A 16,343-nucleotide genomic window follows, 5' to 3' on the forward strand; every position below is an offset into this window, starting at 1 on the left:
CGCAACGGGCGAGTGGCCCGGATCGGCATTTTGGGAGCGCCGTCCGGCACCCCTGGCTTCGGCTCATGCCGGCTGCGGTCAATAGTGGACACATGGCGTAACGGCCGCCAACCCGAGCCCGGTCGCGCCGATGCTTGCTGCATCGGCGCTCGCGATCCACGAGGTCCGCAAGTCTTCGGGTTTCTGCCGGAACGGCCGAACCTCGCGCCGGCATGAGTTCGAGTTGCAGTGCAGCAGCGAGGCGACCTGCGACGAAGGAGACGCTTCAGCGCAGGCGAAATGACTTTCGTCCCGCCGGGGTTTTCCATACGCTTGCTCCCGCAAGCCGCATACCGGCTGCGCGCTCACGCCCCGGCGACAGGGGCGGAGCATCAAAGGGAGGGGAGACGATGAAGCGAAGGTCATTTCTCGCTGGGCTCGGTGCGACCACTGCTGCGGCCGCGATCGGCATGCCCTCGATCCTCAGGGCGCAAGCGCCGATCACGCTCAACGGCGCCGTGCAGTTCAACGACGATCACGCTTTCAACCGGGCGCTATTGCGGTTCGAAGAGCTGGTGAAGAAATATTACGGCAAGCCCGTCAACTTCACGCTTCACAGAAACTCCTCGCTCGGTCTCGAGAAGCAGTATTTCGAATATATGTCGCAAGGCAAGGCGGTCGATTACGGCATCGTCTCGCCGGCCCACATGTCGACCTTCGCAAAGGCGGCCCCGTTCATCGATGCGCCCTTCGTGTTCAAGGGTATCGAGCACATGAACAAGGTCGTTGAGGCCAATATCCTGGCGCCGATCGCCGATGAAGTCGCGGCGAAAGCCGAGGTCGTCCTGATCGGCTATTCCGGCGGCGGCATCCGCAACATCTTCGCCAACAAGCAGCTCAAGAACCTCGCCGATCTCAAGGGGCTCAAGGTTCGCGTGCAGGGTGCGCCGATCTGGTCGAAGACCTTTGCGGCGGTCGGCATGAGCCCGACGGTGATCGCCTATAACGAGATCTACAACGCGATTCAGAACGGCGTGATATCGGCCGGCGAGAACGAAGCGGCCGGCGTCGAGGCGATGAAGTTCTACGAAGTCGCTCCGCATCTCAACCTGACCCAGCACGCCGTGTCGATCCGGCCGATCTGCTTCTCGGTGAAGACGCTGAAGACCCTGCCGAAGGACCTGCAGGACGCGATCATGAAGGCCGGCAAGGAGGCCGGCGACTATGGTCGCCAGCTCGAGTCGAGCGAGGAGGTCGTCAAGCTCGACACGCTGGAGAAGGCCGGCAAGCTCAAGCGCGTTCCGTTCGAGGAGCGCGACGCCATGAAGAAGCTCGCCGACCCCGTGATGGCCACCTACGCCAAGGAAATCGGTGCGGAAGGTATTTTCGAGAAGATCAACGTCGTCTGAGGTCTTTGCGTCCGCCGACAGCATCTCCGGGCAAGCCCCGCTTCTTGCCCGGACGTGGCGGATGTTCTGCCGCACGGAGCCCCTATGTCCGAAATACCCGTCCCGTCCACACCGTCGCTGTGGCGCCGCGTATCGGCCGCCTATGCGAAGCTGCTGGAATTCCTGCTGGCTGCTTGCGTCGGCGTCCTGATCATTCCTGTCACGCTGCAAATCATCTCACGCTACACGCCCCTCATTCCGTCCTACATTTGGACGGAGGAGATGGCGCGCTTCCTGTTCATCTGGACGATCATGATCGGCGCCATGGTCGGCGTGCGCGAAGCCCAGCATTTCGAGGTCGACGTCTGGCCCGATCTGTCGCGGCGGTCGGAGGCCGCAGTGCGGATCCTCGCGCGTCTCGGCGTGCTGGCGCTGGCGATGGTGTTCGTCGTGGCCGGCCTCGAGTTCACGCGCTTTGCCTGGAACAGAACGTCTGAGTTGGCCGATCTACCGCTTTGGCTGATTCACGTCGCCTGGCCCGTTGCGGGCGTGACCTGGATCGTCTTCGCAGGCGAACAGATCGTCGATGAAATGCGCATTTTGGTCGGGGCACGGCAATGAGCGGCAACGTACTTTCCGCCGGACAGGCCGCGATGGTGCTGTTCGGAGTTTTCGTCGGTCTGCTCATCGTGCGCGTGCCGGTCGCTTTCGCCCTCGGCCTTGCCTGTGTTCCGATCCTGCTGATCGAGCCGCATTTGTCGCTGATGACGCTCGCGCAGGAGACCTTCAATGCGTACAATTCGTTCATCCTGCTCGCGGTGCCGTTCTTCCTCCTGACGGCGAACCTGATGAGCATCGGCGGCATCACCGATCGACTGGTGGAGCTGTCGCGCTCCATGGTCGGGCACTGGCCGGGGTCTCTCGCGCAGATCAACGTCGTGCTCTCGGTGTTCTTCGCCGGCATCTCCGGTTCCTCCACCGCCGATGCGGCGAGCCAGTCCAAGATCTTCATCGATGCACAGACCAAGGAGGGCTACGACCTCTCGTTTTCCATCGCCATCACGGCGGTCTCGGCGGTCCTGGCGGTGATCATCCCGCCGTCGATCCTCATGATCGTGTGGGGCGGGCTGATCTCGACTTCGATTGCGGCGATGTATCTGGCCGGCATCGTGCCGGGCCTCTTGATCGCGGGCGCGCAGATGGCGACGGTGCACATCTACGCGGTGCGCCGCGGCTATCCGACCTATCCGAAGGCGAGCTGGGTCGAGATGCGGTGCGCGATCTGGAAGTCGATCCCGGCGCTGATGACGCCTTTCATCATCGTCGGCGGCATTCTGCTCGGCTGGTTCACTGCGACCGAGTCCGCCTGCGTCGCGGTGCTCTATTCCGTAGCGCTGTCGGCGTTCTTCTACCGCGAGACGGGCATACGCGAGCTGTACAAGGCCTTGCTCGATACCGGGCGCCTCGCCGGCGTCGCGCTGTTCTGCGTCGGCACCGCGAGCGCGTTCGGCTGGCTGCTCGCCTATTACAAGATTCCGCAGGAGCTGCTGGCCAACGTCTCGACATGGGGGATGGGCGCCGTGACGGCCGGCTTCTTCATCTCGTTCTGCTTTCTGGTGGTGGGCTGCTTCCTCGACGCCATTCCGGCCATCATCATCGTCGGCACCGTGCTGGAGCCACTGGCCAAATCCGTCGATCTCCATCCCGTCCAGTTCGCGATCATTTCCATCGTGTCACTGGCGTTCGGACTGGTGACGCCGCCTTACGGACTGTGCCTGATGATTGCCTGTTCGATCGCGGGGGTGCGGCTGCGCTATGCGCTGAAGGACACGGTGATCATGCTGATCCCGATGCTGCTCGTGCTGGCAGCCCTCATCGTCTGGCCCAGCGTGTCGCTGTTCCTGCCGCGCCTGATCGTGCCGGAGATGCTCAAATGAGCTTCCGAAAGTGCGATCCCGCGGCCAGTGACCGCGGGATCGAGACAATCGGCTACAGATTGCTCTCGGTGATTGCAGCGTAGACCATGCTGCGGAGCTCGCGACGGATCGGGTAGGCGCTCGACGGCAGCACCTGCGTCATGAAGATCGCGATCAGCTCTTCGGCCGGATCGATCCAGAACGAGGTCGTCGCCGCGCCGCCCCAATTGTATTCGCCGGGGCTGCCGGCAATCAGCGTCTCCGCAGGCCGCATCGTCACGGCAAAGCCGAGACCGAAGCCGATGCCGTTATAGGCGGCCTCGGCAAACATCGAGCGCGACACTTCCGGCAGCGCACGGCCGCCGGGGATGTGATTGCTCGTCATCAGCGCCAGTGTCTTCGGTCCGATCAGCCTGACGCCGCCGAGCTCGCCGCCATTGAGCAGGGCGCGACAGAAGGTGAGGTAGTCGGCGGTCGTCGAGCAGAGGCCGCCGCCGCCCGAGATGAAGGAAGGCGGCGACAGGAACGAGCTGGTTGTCGGATCGTCCTGGAGCGTCATGCCCTCGCGGCGCTGACCCGCGTGGAAGGTCATGCCGCCGCCGGGATCCGCCGAGTAACAGGCGGCGAAGCGGTGCGCCTTGGAGGCCGGCACGTGAAAATCGGTATCGGTCATGCCGAGCGGATCGAGGATTCGCTGCTTCAGGAACTGCTCAAACGGCATGCCGGAAATCTTGCCGACGAGATAGCCGACCACGTCGGTCGAGACCGAGTAGTTCCAGGCTTCGCCCGGCGAGAACTCCAGCGGAATTTTGGCCAGGCCCTCGATCATGGTCTGGAGCGTGCCCGACTTCTCGACCTCGCCGATCTTTTCGCTGCGATAGGCTGCATCGACATTGGAGCGCTGCTGAAAGCCGTAAGTCAGGCCGGAGGTGTGGCGCAGCAGATCGACGATCAGCATCGGCCGGGACGGCGGCCGGGTCAGGAAGGCCGGGTAGGTGCCGGCAACGAAGACGCCGAGGTCCTTCCATTCCGGAATGTACTTGGCGACCGGCTCGTCGATCGCAACGAGGCCCTGCTCGACCAGCATCATGAAGGCGATGGTGGTGAGCGGCTTGGTCATGGAATAGATGCGGTAGATGGTGTCGTCTTTGACCGGCAGCTTGCGCTCGACATCGGCAAGGCCCTGGACGGAGCTGTGCGCGATCTTGCCGCGGCGGTAGACCAGAAGCTGCGTGCCCGGGAAGCGGCCGGCATCGATGTACCGGTTCTTCAGATGCGCATCGATGCGGTCGAGCGCGGCCTTGGACATGCCGACGGATTCGGGCGAGGCGGGGGTGGGCGCGAGCATCAGTTCCTCCGGGCAGGTTTATGGCTCCGTTGATAGCCAAATGACAGCGCCATTCCAAGCCGCTCGCGCTTAACGCAGGGGGGCCGGCTGGTGTAGGCTGTCCCTGGAAAGCCTCCAAGGAGCCCCCGGGGGCGAACGAGAAAAACACAGGGCAGAACCCATCATGACCCAGTTCAACGAGACGGATCTCACCGAAGCCGTCGTCAGCAGCTTCGACAGCACGCCCAACCCCCGCGCGAAATTCCTGCTCCAGGAATTGGTGAAGTCGCTGCACGATTACGTGAGCAAGACCGGCCTGACCTTCGAGGAATGGGACTACGCCATCGATTTCCTGACCCGCACCGGGCAGAAATGCACCGACACCCGCCAGGAGTTCATTCTCCTGTCCGACGTGCTCGGCGTTTCCATGCTGGTCGACGCGGTCAACCATCGCGACCGGGAGGGCGCCACCCAGACCACCGTGCTCGGCCCGTTCTATGTCGGCGAGCACAAGGTGACCGCGCATGGCACCGACATCTCGCCGAACAACCAGACCGGCGAGCGGATGTTCGTGCAGAGCCGTGTCACGGATTTGAAGGGCAAGCCGCTCGCGGGCGTCCCCGTCGACGTCTGGCATGCCGATGACGACGGCTTCTACGACTCCCAGAAGGCCAATTATGACGAGGTCGGGGCCTCAGCCCGGGCGCGCTTTATCACCGACGATGACGGCCGCTTCTTCTTCCGCACCATCCTGCCGTGCAGCTATCCGATCCCGACCGACGGTCCCGTCGGCGAGATGATCGTGCAGACGGGCCGCCATCCGATGCGCCCCGCGCATGTGCACTTCCTGGTCAACGCGAAGGGCTATGAGCCGCTGATCACCCACGTCTTCATGGACGGTGACAAATATCTCGATTCCGATGTGGTGTTCGGCGTGAAGGACGATCTCGTCGCCAAGGTCGAACCGCGCAATGACTCCACGATGCCCGACGGCACCAAGGCGAACGGGCAATGGCACCTGATGACCTATGAATTTCACCTCAAGCCGGGCGGCGGCATGGCGCCGAAACCGCTGGGGGTGAAGGCCGGGGAGCCCGCGTGAGGCTCGCCATTTCTGCTAGACATAAGCTGCCAGCTCGTCGGGCGTCCCCTTCGGGAAAGCGTCCTTCAGATGATCGAGGAAGGCGGAAACGCGCGCGCTGAGCAATCGCCGCGAAGGATAGAGTGTCCACAGAGCGATGTCGGATCCCTCGACATCGCCCCAGCGCACCAGCCTGCCAGCGGCCAGATCGTGACTGACGAGCGACAAGGGCAGCCGTGCAGCGCCGACGCCGGCTCGAATAGCATCGCGAACCATCATCAGCGATGACAGGCGCAGCACGGGATCGACGGGGATACGCGAGGTGCCGCTCGGTCGCCTGACATCCCAGGCCGCAGCCTCGTTTTCCGTCCCGCGCACGACGACGGGAACGGCGAGATTGCCCTTCGGTCGCTTCAGATTGGGGCTGGCCACGATCACCAGTCGGTCGCGCAGGAAGATGCGGCCGACCAGGCTGTCATCCGGATCGGGATTGACCCGGATCACGAGGTCAAAACCTTCCTCGATCATGTCGACGTGTCGATCATCCGTCGTGACCTCGAGCCGGACTTGCGGATGCCTGAGCGCGAAGCCGGCCGCGAGCCGGCCCATGGCCGTTTGTGAAAAGAGCAGGGGAGCACTGATCCGCAATCTGCCCTTTGGCTTGTCCCCGCCCGAGGCGATCGCCGCTGCCGTCTCGTCGAGCTCGGTGAGAAGCGCGCCCGTCCGCTCAAAGAGTGCCCGTCCTTCCTGCGTCAGTTTGAGAGTGCGCCCGCCGCGCTCGAAGAGACGCAAGTCGAGGCTGCTCTCGAGTTCGGACACGCGCCGGGACAAGGTCGCCTTCGGACGTCCCGCTGCGCGCGCGGCCTTTCCAAACCCTCCGTGGCGGGCGACGAGATTGAAGTCGGCGAGGGCAAGCAGATCCATCTGTTCCACCAATGAGACAGTCTGTCTAGATATAGCGGCTATCGGCCCGTCTGTGGATCACTAATTTCCGGGTGTCTCAACAACCCAACCGGAGTGATCCCATGACTATCCTCGTTACCGGCGCAACCGGCACGATCGGCCGCCAGGTCGTCGAACAACTCGTCAGGCGCGGCGCCGACGTGCGCGCGCTCGTCCGAGATCCCGCGAAGGCCAATTTTCCGGCGGGCGTCGCGGTCGCGAAAGGCGACTTGCTGGACGTCGATTCCCTGCGTGTCGCGTTCTCAGGCGTCTCGACGCTGTTTCTGCTCAACGCCGTGGTGCCGGATGAATTCACCCAGGCGCTGACGGCGCTCAACTTGGCCCGCGAGGCCGGCATCGAGCGGTTCGTCTATCTGTCGGTCATTCACAGCGACCGCTACGTGAACGTGCCGCACTTTGCCGGCAAGTTCGGCGTCGAGCGCATGATCGAGCAGATGAGCGTCAAGGCGACCATCCTGCGCCCCGCCTACTTCATGAACAACGAACTCATGATCAAGGACGCCGTCACCGGATATGGCGTCTACCCCATGCCGATCGGCAGCAAAGGACTGGCGATGATCGACGCGCGCGATATCGGCGAGATCGCGGCGATCGAATTGATCCGTCGCGAGACATCCGCCACGGCGCTTCCGCTCGAGCGCATCAATCTCGTTGGCCCCGATACGATCACCGGCGCCAAGGCTGCCGCAATCTGGTCGGACGTGCTCGGCCGCCCGATCGTCTATGGCGGCGACGACGCCGCGGCATTCGAAAAGAACCTTCGGCAGTTCATGCCCGGCTGGATGGCTTTCGACATGCGGGTGATGAGCGAGCGCTTCGTCACGGAGGGGATGATCCCAGAAGCCGGTGACGTCAAGCGTCTGACCGACATCCTGGGCCGCTCCTTGCGCTCCTATCGCGACTTCGTCGCCGAGATCACGACCTCGGCCTGACAGCGGCGCGTGAGGACGCGTGGCTGCATCGCTCGCCATTGACCGATGGTGAGCGGTGCCGCTTCAGTTATCGCGCGTGCAGCAGCGCCAGCAGCACGACGACTGCGCAGGCGAGCGCGGCCGAGGTCAGCTTCCAGAACATCAGCGGGCTGCGCTCCAGCAGCGGCGTGATCCGCGTGTCGAGATAGGCCGGATTGGGGGTGCGAAGCTCGAAGATGAACTCGGAGATATCCTCATGTCGCTTGTAGGGATCGGGATGCAGCGCGCGCCTGAGCGCGCCGTCGACCCAGGCCGGCACGTTGCGGTCGTCGTCTGCGGAGCGATATTTCAGCCTTCGCACATCCGCGTTGCGACGGATCCTGGCGACTTGAGTGCCGTAGGGCAGCTTCCCCGTCAGCATCTGGTAGCAGATCACGGCCAGCGAAAACATGTCGGAGCGCGGTGAGCCGCCCTGTCCGAGGAAATATTCCGGCGCCGTATACTGGACCGTGCCCAGAATTTCGTCGGCTTCCTCAAGCGGCGCGGCCTCCGCGACGCCGGCGACCCTGACCGATCCGAAGTCGATGATCTTTGCAGTGCCGGTCTTGTCGATCAGGATGTTGTCGGGCCTGAGGTCCTGGTGCAGCATCTCCATGCGGTGGAAGGCGCGCAGGCCCGCGGCGATCTGCTCGATGAGGCCGCGCACGGTTTCGAGATCGGGGCGCGGATTGTCGGTCATCCACTGCTTCAGGGTTTGCCCCTCCACGAATTCAGTGGCGACGTAGAGATAGCCGCGCCGCCGCGACTGCGACAGCGGCTTGAGCACATGCGGGCTGTCGATCCGGCGCGCGATCCACTCTTCCATCAGGAAGCGCTTGAGATAGGCTGCGTTGTCGCGCAGATCGATCGATGGCAGCTTGAGTGCGACCGGCTGCTCGGTCTCGGTGTCGACCGCAAGGTAGATATGACTGCGGCTGCTGCCGTGAATCTCGCGGACGATCCGGTAGCCATCGAGCAGCGCCCGCGGCTCCGGCAGCGCGGGGAGCGGCAACTCTGAAGTCTGATTGAAGATGCCGGCCGGCTCGCGCTGCGGCACGGCATCAATGCGGATGATCTGGACCGTGATGTTGTCGTCGCTACCGCGACGGTAGGCCTCCTCGACGATCGCCTTGGCCGCGCCGTCGAGCTCGGCTGCATGCTCGTTCAGCGCGCTCGTGATGAAACGTGCGTCGACGAATTCATAGGCGCCGTCGGTGGCCAGCAGGAAGGTGTCGCCGGCCTCGACCTCGAACGCCTGGTAGTCGATCTCGAGCTGCGGATTGATGCCGAGCGCGCGGCCGAGATAGGTCTGCTCGGACGACACGATGATGCGGTGGTCGTCGGTCAGCTGCTCGAGCGCCTTGCCGGCGACGCGGTAGATGCGGCAGTCACCGACATGGAAGACGTGCGCGGTGGTCGCCTTGATGACCATGGCGCTGAGGGTGCAGACATAGCCCTTGTCGCGGTCATAGGCGTATTGGCTTTTGCGCGTCTGCGCGTGCAGCCAGGAGTTGGTGGCATCGAGCACGCGGCGGGCGGACGTCTTCACCGTCCAGGATTCCGACGTGCAATAGTAGTCCATCAGGAAGCTCTTGACCGCCGACTCGCTGGCGATCTGGCTCACGCTGCTGCTCGAGATGCCGTCGGCGAGGACCGCGGCGATGCCCTTCAGGCCGAGCAGCGGCTCCTCGGGAATGAGGACGCCGTGGAAATCCTGGTTGACGGGCTTGCGACCCTTGTCGGAGTGCTGGCCGACCGAAATCAGAAGTCCGGGGGTCATCATCATCACCGGGAGAGGGGAGCCTCACCCTGCTCGGGCGAGGCTCCCCTGTCGAGACGTTTCGATCAGGCAGCGACGCGGGGCTTCGCAGCCTTGTCGGCCTGGCGCTTCGGCAGGGTCATGACATGCGTGGTGTAGAGGGTCATGCCGGTGAAGGCGAGGCCACCGACGAGGTTGCCGAGCACGGTCGGAATCTCGTTCCAGATCAAATAATCCAGGATGGAGAACTTGGCGCCCAGCAGCAGGCCGGACGGAAACAGGAACATGTTCACGACGGAATGCTCGAACACCATGTAGAAGAATACCAGGATCGGCATCCACATCGCGATGACCTTGCCGGAGACCGAAGTCGAGATCATGGCGCCGACGACACCGGTCGAGACCATCCAGTTGCAGAGCATGCCGCGCATGAAAAGCGTCGCCATGCCGGCCGCACCATGTGCGGCGTAACCGAGGGTGCGGCTTTCGCCGATGATTCCGATGGCGGTGCCGACCTTGTCCGGCGGCTGCGTGAAGCCGAAGGTCGTGACGAAAGCCATCATGAAGGCCACGGTGAAGGCGCCGGCGAAGTTGCCGATGAAGACGAGGCCCCAGTTGCGCAGCACGCCGCCGAGCGTGACGCCCGGGCGCTTGTCGATCAGGGCAAGCGGCGACAGCACGAACACGCCGGTCAGGAGGTCGAAGCCCAGGAGGTACAGCATGACGAAGCCGACCGGAAACAGCAGCGCGCCGATCAGCGGCTGGCCGGTGTTGACGTTGATCGTGACGGCGAACCAGGCGGCAAGCGTGAGAATGGCGCCGGCCATGTAGGCGCGGATGATGGTATCCCGGGTGGACATGAAGATCTTGGACTCGCCCGCATCCACCATCTTGGTGACGAATTCCGAAGGCGCGAGATACGACATCAATGGTTCCTTTGCTTCGTAAGTGAGATCGACACACCCTTTTGGGAGAGCGCGGCTGAACATCGTTGGCCGTGCGGGCTGGCCTGCCGCACGAGAGCTATGGAAAGTCTGGAAGCCTTGGGAATCGCGTCACGAGGACTGAGCCGGGGAGGGCCGCGAAGCAGGTGAGCTTCCGGATGCAGCCGCCAGAGGCTGCAACAATGCGGCGAGCCGCAGTCTTCGTTGACTGGGAAGGAAATGCAAGTCGCGTGCCGTTCGAGCGATCCGAAAAGGCGAAGTGATATCAATATGATAGATCGCGGTCGGGGTAGCGGTCGGGGTGCCCTCGAGCTTTTTCCCTGAGCTGTTGCACAAGTCTTGTGCGCCGCACAAGGATTGGGCAGGGCGCAAATTTCGCGTGCGGAGCAAGACCGCGCCAGCTTGGCTTAGATGCCGTAACCCATTCATTTCATGTTACTTTTCGTGATGAAACGCTTGGCATGAAGCTTGAATAGTTCCAGGCCGACGCCATTGAAGCCGTCCCGCGAGACTTCTCATCCGACTTGCCGACGCCACCAGGCGGGGGTTTCCCCCGTCGTGCGTTCGCATGCGCCAAAGACGGCGCCGCCGGACGGACGGGCTGCTCGTGTGCACAGACGCCATCAATTCTGCAACGACGCAAAGGACTGACATGACCAAGCGCACCCGCCGGCCCTCGGACAATGGGCTCAGCCGCCGCCAATTGTTGAAGGCTGCAGGCTCCACCGCCGCACTTCTCGCCGCCGCCAAACTGAATTTCCCCGCCGGCGCCTTCGCTCAGGATGCAGGCCCCGAGGTCAAGGGCGCCAAGCTCGGCTTCATCGCGCTCTCCGACGCCGGCCCGCTTTTCGTTGCCAAGGACAAGGGCCTGTTCGCCAAATACGGCATGCCTGATGTCGACGTGCAGAAGCAGGCATCCTGGGGCACGACGCGCGACAATCTCGTGCTCGGCTCCGAAGGCAACGGCATCGACGGCGCGCATATCCTCACCCCGATGCCGTATCTGATCTCGGCCGGCAAGGTGACGCAGAACAATCAGCCGACGCCGATGTACATTCTGGCGCGGCTCAATCTCGACAGCCAGTGCATCTCCGTCGCCAATGAATATGCCGACCTCAAGCTCGGCGTCGACGCCTCTCCCTTCAAGGCGGCGCTGGAGAAGAAGAAGGCCTCCGGCAAGGCCGTGAAGGCCGCCATGACCTTCCCCGGCGGCACCCACGACCTCTGGCTCCGCTACTGGCTCGCCGCCGGCGGCATCGATCCCGACAAGGACATCGAGACCATCGTGGTGCCGCCGCCGCAGATGGTGGCCAACATGAAGGTCGGCACCATGGACTGCTTCTGCGTCGGCGAGCCCTGGAACCTGCAGCTAATCAATCAGAAGATCGGCTATACCGCCGTCACGACCGGCGAGCTCTGGAACAAGCATCCGGAAAAGTCCTTCGGCATGCGCGCCGCCTTCGTCGACAAATATCCGAAGGCCGCCAAGGCGCTGCTGATGGCGGTGATGGAAGCCCAGCAATGGTCGGACAAGGCCGAGAACAAGGCGGAGCTTGCCGCCATCATGGGCAAGCGGCAGTGGATGAACTGCCCGGTCGAGGACGTGCTCGATCGCAGCGCCGGCAAGTTCGATTACGGCATCCCCGGCAAGGTGGTCGAGAACTCGCCGCACATCATGAAGTACTGGCGCGATCATGCCTCCTATCCGTTCCAGAGCCACGATCTCTGGTTCCTGACCGAGGACATCCGCTGGGGCAAGTACGAGCCCGGCTTCGACACCAAGGCGCTGATCGCCAAGGTCAATCGCGAGGACATGTGGCGCGATGCGGCCAAGACGCTTGGCGTTGCCGCAGCCGAGATTCCGACATCGACCTCGCGCGGCAAGGAGACCTTCTTCGACGGCAAGGTGTTCGATCCCGAAAATCCGGCAGCCTATCTGAAGTCGCTCGCGATCAAGCGCGTCGAAGTCTGATGGAGCCCTGCGGCCGTCCCTCCGGGCGGCCGCATCGTCTTGGCCAAGCCGGAAAAGGGATTTTCGATGAACATGCCTGCCACGAAGATTGAGCTTGAGACCGCGGCGCCCGCGGCCGTTGCCGCGCCGGTCGTTGCGATGACACCGAAGCGCCCGCCACGGCGCGAGGCCTACGCGCGCATGGCAAGGGAGACCGCGGTGCGCGTAATCCCGCCGCTGGTCGTGATCGCGCTCTTGACCCTGGTGTGGGAGCTGGTCTGCCGCCGCGCCGGCTCGGCGCTGCCGCCGCCGTCGAAGGTGTTCAAGGACACCAAGGAGCTGATCCTCGATCCGTTCTTCGATCATGGCGGGATCGACAAGGGCCTGTTCTGGCATCTGTCCGCCAGTCTCCAGCGCGTCGCCTTGGGCTATTCGCTGTCCGCCATCGCCGGCATCGCGCTTGGCGTGCTGGTTGGGCAGTCGGTCTGGGCGATGCGCGGGCTCGATCCGCTGTTCCAGGTGTTGCGCACGATCCCGCCGCTCGCCTGGCTGCCGCTGTCGCTCGCGGCCTTCCGCGACGGCCAGCCCTCGGCGATCTTCGTCATCTTCATCACCTCGATCTGGCCGATCATCATCAACACCGCGGTCGGCATCCGCAACATCCCGCAGGACTATCGCAACGTCGCCGCGGTGGTGCAGCTCAATCCGCTCGAGTTCTTCTCCAAGATCATGATCCCGGCGGCCGCGCCCTACATCTTCACCGGCCTTCGCATCGGCATCGGCCTGTCGTGGCTCGCGATCGTCGCGGCCGAAATGCTGATCGGCGGTGTCGGCATCGGCTTCTTCATTTGGGACGCCTGGAACTCCTCGCATATCAGCGAGATCATCCTGGCGCTGTTCTATGTCGGCATTGTCGGCTTCGTGCTGGACCGCCTGATCGCGGGGCTCGGCCAGGTCGTCACCCGCGGCACCGCGCAGAACTGAGAGGAGAGGGCCACATGACCGCCTATCTGAAGCTCGACCACATCGACAAGGTCTTCACCCGCGGCGCCGCCACCACGGAGGTGTTGAAAGAGATCAATCTCACGATCGACAAGGGCGAATACGTCTCGATCATCGGCCATTCCGGCTGCGGCAAGTCGACCCTGCTCAACATCATCGCAGGGCTGACCAACGCCACCACCGGCGGCGTGCTGCTGGAGAACCGGGAGGTCAACTCGCCGGGGCCAGACCGCGCCGTGGTGTTCCAGAACCACAGCCTGCTGCCGTGGCTGACCGTCTACGAGAACGTCAGGCTGGGCGTCGACAAGGTCTTTGCCAGGACCAAGTCCCGCGCCGAGCGCGATGCCTGGGTGATGCACAATCTCAACCTCGTGCAGATGGCTCACGCTCGCGACAAGCGTCCCTCCGAAATCTCCGGCGGCATGAAGCAGCGTGTCGGCATCGCCCGGGCGCTGGCGATGGAGCCGAAGGTTCTACTGCTGGACGAGCCGTTCGGCGCGCTCGACGCATTGACGCGCGCGCATTTGCAGGACTCCGTGATGGCGCTGCATCAGAAGCTCGGCAATACCATTCTGATGATTACCCATGACGTCGACGAGGCCGTGCTTCTGTCGGACCGTATCGTGATGATGACGAACGGGCCGAGCGCGCGCATCGGCGAGGTGCTAGACGTGCCGCTCGCGCGCCCGCGCAAGCGGCTCGAGCTTGCCACCAACGCCACTTACCTGAAGTGCCGGCAGCGCGTGCTCGAATTCCTCTACGAGCGTCATCGCTTCGTCGAGGCCGCGTAAACCAGAAGTTAACGCGAAGAATGACTGCGCTTAAATAATCGACATCCCGCTCAATCCTTGTGCGCCGCACAAGGATTGAGCGAATCGCAAATTAAGCGTGCGAAGCAGCCCTGCAGAAATTTCGGGCAATGCGAATAACGCCCTGAAATCCCTGAATTTCCCGCGTGCGCGCAGTTGGCACGGAAATTGAAATGTCTTTGCGCGACGCCAACGACGACGTCCCTCAACATCATCAATCAGCATCGTGATCTCGCCACCGGGGTGAAGCCTCGGAGCACGCCTCCATGCCTGGAGGCCGAGCCTGCAACGACGCAGCGGTGAGCCTGGAAGGGATACTCAATGACGAAGAATCCGACTCCAAATGAGACTTGGATTTCAGACTGGCGCCCCGAAGATGAGGCGTTCTGGAATGCGACTGGCAAGACTGTCGCGCGACGCAACCTGATCTGGTCGATCGTGGCCGAGCATATCGGCTTCTCGGTCTGGCTGATCTGGAGCATCGTCACCACCAAGCTGCCGCAGGCTGGCTTCCACTACACGACCGACCAGCTGTTCCAGCTGATCGCCGTGCCTGGCCTGATCGGCGCGCTGATCCGCTTTCCCTACACCTTCGCGGTCACCACCTTCGGCGGCCGCAACTGGACCATCTTCAGCGCGGCGATCCTGTTCATCCCGACCTTGTCGCTCGCTTATTTCGTGAGCCAGCCTGACACCCCGTTCTGGCTGATGCTGCTGGTCGCCTCGACCGCCGGCCTCGGCGGCGGCAATTTCGCCTCCAGCATGACCAACATCTCCTTCTTCTTCCCCGACCGGATGAAGGGCTGGGCGTTGGGGCTGAATGCCGCCGGCGGCAATATCGGCGTCTCCAGCGTGCAACTGTTGACCCCGATCCTGATGACGCTCGCCGTCTTCAATCTGTTCCAGGCAACGCCGGTCGACGGCATCTTCCTGCAGAATGCCGGCTTGATGTGGGTGCTGCCGATCGCGATCGCGGTGTTCGGCGCGGTGTTCTTCATGAACAACCTCACCACCGCGAAGTCGTCGGTGAAGAACCAGCTTGCGATCGTCAAGCGCAAGCACACCTGGATCATGGCGTACCTTTATATCGGCACGTTCGGCTCCTTCATCGGCTACTCCGCGGCGTTTCCGCTGCTGATCAAGACGCAATTTCCGCAAGTCACGATTGCGATCGCGTTCCTGGGGCCGCTGGTCGGTTCGCTGTCGCGTCCGCTCGGCGGCTGGCTCGCCGACAAGATCGGCGGCTCAGTCCTGACCTTCTGGAATTTCATCGCGATGGCGGGCGCAACGGTCGGCGTGCTCTACTTCGTCGGACAGAAGGATTTCATGGGCTTCCTGTCGATGTTCCTGGTCCTGTTCGTGACCACGGGCATCGGCAACGGCTCCACCTATCGCATGATCCCCTCGATCTTCCGCGAGGAGAACCTGTTCAAGGTGCGCGGCAAGGGCGATGCGGCACGCGCGGTGGCGCTCAAGACGGCAAGCATCGAGAGCGGTGCGGCGGTTGGCTTCATCGGCGCGATCGGAGCCGTCGGCGGTTATCTGATCCCGACCGGCTTCGGCAAGTCGATCGCCTTGACCGGCGGCCCGCAGCTCGCGCTCGTGATCTATCTCGGCTTCTACGCCTCCTGCCTCGCTCTGACCTGGTGGTTCTATCTGCGTCGCAGTCCGCAGGGCGAAGGCGCCTCAAGCCTTGCTGAAGCAAGGGTCTGATACTTGGCACGAATGTCGCTTCTCCCCGTACGCGGGGAGAAGTCTCTCTGATGACGTTTGACCCATGAACCTTGTTCGCAACGGAGCGCACCAAGGCAAACCGAAACAGACAGGAGAACATCATGACGCCCGAACAGATTACCCTCATCCAGCAGAGCTTCGCCAAGGTCGCACCGATATCGGAGCAGGCCGCGGTGCTGTTCTACGATCGTCTGTTCGAGGTGGCGCCGTCCGTGCGCGCGATGTTTCCCGAAGACATGACCGAGCAGCGCAAGAAGCTGATGGGCATGCTCGCCGCGGTCGTCGGCGGCCTGTCGAACCTCGATACGATTCTTCCCGCGGCCTCCGCGCTCGCCAAGCGTCACGTCGCTTACGGCGCAATGGCCGAGCACTATCCCGTGGTCGGTGCGACCCTGCTGTGGACCCTGGAGAAGGGCCTCGGCGAAGCATGGACGCCCGAACTGGCAAAGGCCTGGACCGACGCCTACGGCGTGCTGTCCGGCTACATGATGTCCGAAGCCTACGGCGCACGGCCGCAGGCGGCTGAATAGGAGATGCCTT

At 63.3% G+C, this 16,343-nt stretch carries 14 protein-coding genes; 10 read left to right on the forward strand and 4 right to left on the reverse strand.

Annotated elements, in window-relative coordinates; all coding sequences use genetic code 11:
- Nucleotides 1-389: 389 nt before the first annotated feature.
- The 3 genes from QRQ56_RS18440 to QRQ56_RS18450 all read left to right on the forward strand — a co-directional run bounded on the left by QRQ56_RS18440 (nt 390) and on the right by QRQ56_RS18450 (nt 3,304).
- Nucleotides 390-1,388 carry a TRAP transporter substrate-binding protein gene (locus tag QRQ56_RS18440; protein ID WP_438742005.1) on the forward strand — a complete coding sequence of 333 codons (999 nt, stop codon included), beginning with the start codon at nt 390-392 and terminating at the stop codon, nt 1,386-1,388.
- Between the two features lie 84 nt (nt 1,389-1,472).
- Nucleotides 1,473-1,988, forward strand: a complete 516-nt coding sequence (locus tag QRQ56_RS18445; RefSeq protein ID WP_438742355.1) for a TRAP transporter small permease — start codon at nt 1,473-1,475, stop codon at nt 1,986-1,988.
- Nucleotides 1,985-3,304 (forward strand): TRAP transporter large permease, encoded by a 1,320-nt coding sequence (locus tag QRQ56_RS18450; RefSeq protein ID WP_438742008.1) that lies wholly within the window; start codon nt 1,985-1,987, stop codon nt 3,302-3,304. Before QRQ56_RS18445 ends, QRQ56_RS18450 begins: the two co-directional genes overlap by 4 nt.
- 52 nt (nt 3,305-3,356) lie before the next feature.
- Here the strand turns inward: QRQ56_RS18450 and QRQ56_RS18455 are convergent, their stop codons facing one another.
- Entirely contained in the window at nt 3,357-4,631 is a 1,275-nt protein-coding gene (locus tag QRQ56_RS18455; protein ID WP_438742009.1) for a serine hydrolase domain-containing protein, read from the reverse strand.
- Between the two features lie 163 nt (nt 4,632-4,794).
- Here QRQ56_RS18455 and QRQ56_RS18460 point away from each other — a divergent pair, with 163 nt between their 5' ends.
- On the forward strand, nt 4,795-5,712 hold the full coding sequence (locus QRQ56_RS18460; RefSeq protein ID WP_438742010.1) for an intradiol ring-cleavage dioxygenase: 918 nt from the start codon (nt 4,795-4,797) through the stop codon (nt 5,710-5,712).
- Between the two features lie 15 nt (nt 5,713-5,727).
- Here QRQ56_RS18460 and QRQ56_RS18465 read toward each other — a convergent pair whose 3' ends face one another.
- A complete protein-coding gene (locus tag QRQ56_RS18465; protein ID WP_438742012.1) occupies nt 5,728-6,615 on the reverse strand; it encodes a LysR family transcriptional regulator in 888 nt (295 codons plus the stop codon).
- 101 nt (nt 6,616-6,716) lie between these two features.
- Between QRQ56_RS18465 and QRQ56_RS18470 the strand changes: the two genes are divergently transcribed.
- Complete coding sequence (locus QRQ56_RS18470; RefSeq protein WP_438742013.1) at nt 6,717-7,586, forward strand: NmrA/HSCARG family protein; 870 nt, start codon at nt 6,717-6,719, stop codon at nt 7,584-7,586.
- A gap of 67 nt (nt 7,587-7,653) precedes the next feature.
- Here the strand turns inward: QRQ56_RS18470 and QRQ56_RS18475 are convergent, their stop codons facing one another.
- Nucleotides 7,654-9,390, reverse strand: a complete 1,737-nt coding sequence (locus tag QRQ56_RS18475) for a protein kinase domain-containing protein (RefSeq protein WP_438742016.1) — start codon at nt 9,388-9,390, stop codon at nt 7,654-7,656.
- Between the two features lie 59 nt (nt 9,391-9,449).
- The gene (locus QRQ56_RS18480) at nt 9,450-10,289 is read right to left on the reverse strand and encodes a formate/nitrite transporter family protein (protein WP_438742018.1); all 840 of its coding nucleotides are present in this window, start codon (nt 10,287-10,289) and stop codon (nt 9,450-9,452) included.
- Nucleotides 10,290-10,959: 670 nt separating this feature from the next.
- Between QRQ56_RS18480 and QRQ56_RS18485 the strand changes: the two genes are divergently transcribed.
- From QRQ56_RS18485 to QRQ56_RS18505, 5 genes are all read left to right on the forward strand, one after another.
- Nucleotides 10,960-12,279 carry a CmpA/NrtA family ABC transporter substrate-binding protein gene (locus tag QRQ56_RS18485; protein ID WP_438742019.1) on the forward strand — a complete coding sequence of 440 codons (1,320 nt, stop codon included), beginning with the start codon at nt 10,960-10,962 and terminating at the stop codon, nt 12,277-12,279.
- Between the two features lie 66 nt (nt 12,280-12,345).
- Nucleotides 12,346-13,242 (forward strand): nitrate ABC transporter permease, encoded by an 897-nt coding sequence (gene ntrB / locus QRQ56_RS18490; protein WP_438742021.1) that lies wholly within the window; start codon nt 12,346-12,348, stop codon nt 13,240-13,242.
- Nucleotides 13,243-13,256: 14 nt separating this feature from the next.
- Nucleotides 13,257-14,051: an ABC transporter ATP-binding protein gene (locus QRQ56_RS18495; protein ID WP_438742022.1), complete on the forward strand. Its 795-nt coding sequence runs from the start codon at nt 13,257-13,259 to the stop codon at nt 14,049-14,051.
- A gap of 339 nt (nt 14,052-14,390) precedes the next feature.
- Complete coding sequence (locus tag QRQ56_RS18500) at nt 14,391-15,782, forward strand: MFS transporter (RefSeq protein WP_438742024.1); 1,392 nt, start codon at nt 14,391-14,393, stop codon at nt 15,780-15,782.
- Between the two features lie 122 nt (nt 15,783-15,904).
- Nucleotides 15,905-16,333 (forward strand): globin family protein, encoded by a 429-nt coding sequence (locus tag QRQ56_RS18505; protein WP_142252769.1) that lies wholly within the window; start codon nt 15,905-15,907, stop codon nt 16,331-16,333.
- The last annotated feature ends 10 nt before the right edge of the window (nt 16,334-16,343 follow it).

Origin of the sequence: Bradyrhizobium sp. U531 (genome assembly GCF_051710265.1) — a bacterium.
GTDB lineage: Bacteria > Pseudomonadota > Alphaproteobacteria > Rhizobiales > Xanthobacteraceae > Bradyrhizobium.

Coding starts and splice junctions, on each gene's coding strand:
- QRQ56_RS18465 (WP_438742012.1), bottom strand. CDS start 6,615: ATGGATCTGCTTGCCCTCGCCGACTTCAATCTCGTCGCCCGCCACGGA.
- QRQ56_RS18495 (WP_438742022.1), top strand. CDS start 13,257: ATGACCGCCTATCTGAAGCTCGACCACATCGACAAGGTCTTCACCCGC.
- QRQ56_RS18475 (WP_438742016.1), bottom strand. CDS start 9,390: ATGATGATGACCCCCGGACTTCTGATTTCGGTCGGCCAGCACTCCGAC.
- QRQ56_RS18440 (WP_438742005.1), top strand. CDS start 390: ATGAAGCGAAGGTCATTTCTCGCTGGGCTCGGTGCGACCACTGCTGCG.
- QRQ56_RS18445 (WP_438742355.1), top strand. CDS start 1,473: ATGTCCGAAATACCCGTCCCGTCCACACCGTCGCTGTGGCGCCGCGTA.
- QRQ56_RS18450 (WP_438742008.1), top strand. CDS start 1,985: ATGAGCGGCAACGTACTTTCCGCCGGACAGGCCGCGATGGTGCTGTTC.
- QRQ56_RS18460 (WP_438742010.1), top strand. CDS start 4,795: ATGACCCAGTTCAACGAGACGGATCTCACCGAAGCCGTCGTCAGCAGC.
- QRQ56_RS18470 (WP_438742013.1), top strand. CDS start 6,717: ATGACTATCCTCGTTACCGGCGCAACCGGCACGATCGGCCGCCAGGTC.
- QRQ56_RS18505 (WP_142252769.1), top strand. CDS start 15,905: ATGACGCCCGAACAGATTACCCTCATCCAGCAGAGCTTCGCCAAGGTC.
- QRQ56_RS18455 (WP_438742009.1), bottom strand. CDS start 4,631: ATGCTCGCGCCCACCCCCGCCTCGCCCGAATCCGTCGGCATGTCCAAG.
- ntrB (WP_438742021.1), top strand. CDS start 12,346: ATGAACATGCCTGCCACGAAGATTGAGCTTGAGACCGCGGCGCCCGCG.
- QRQ56_RS18500 (WP_438742024.1), top strand. CDS start 14,391: ATGACGAAGAATCCGACTCCAAATGAGACTTGGATTTCAGACTGGCGC.
- QRQ56_RS18485 (WP_438742019.1), top strand. CDS start 10,960: ATGACCAAGCGCACCCGCCGGCCCTCGGACAATGGGCTCAGCCGCCGC.
- QRQ56_RS18480 (WP_438742018.1), bottom strand. CDS start 10,289: ATGTCGTATCTCGCGCCTTCGGAATTCGTCACCAAGATGGTGGATGCG.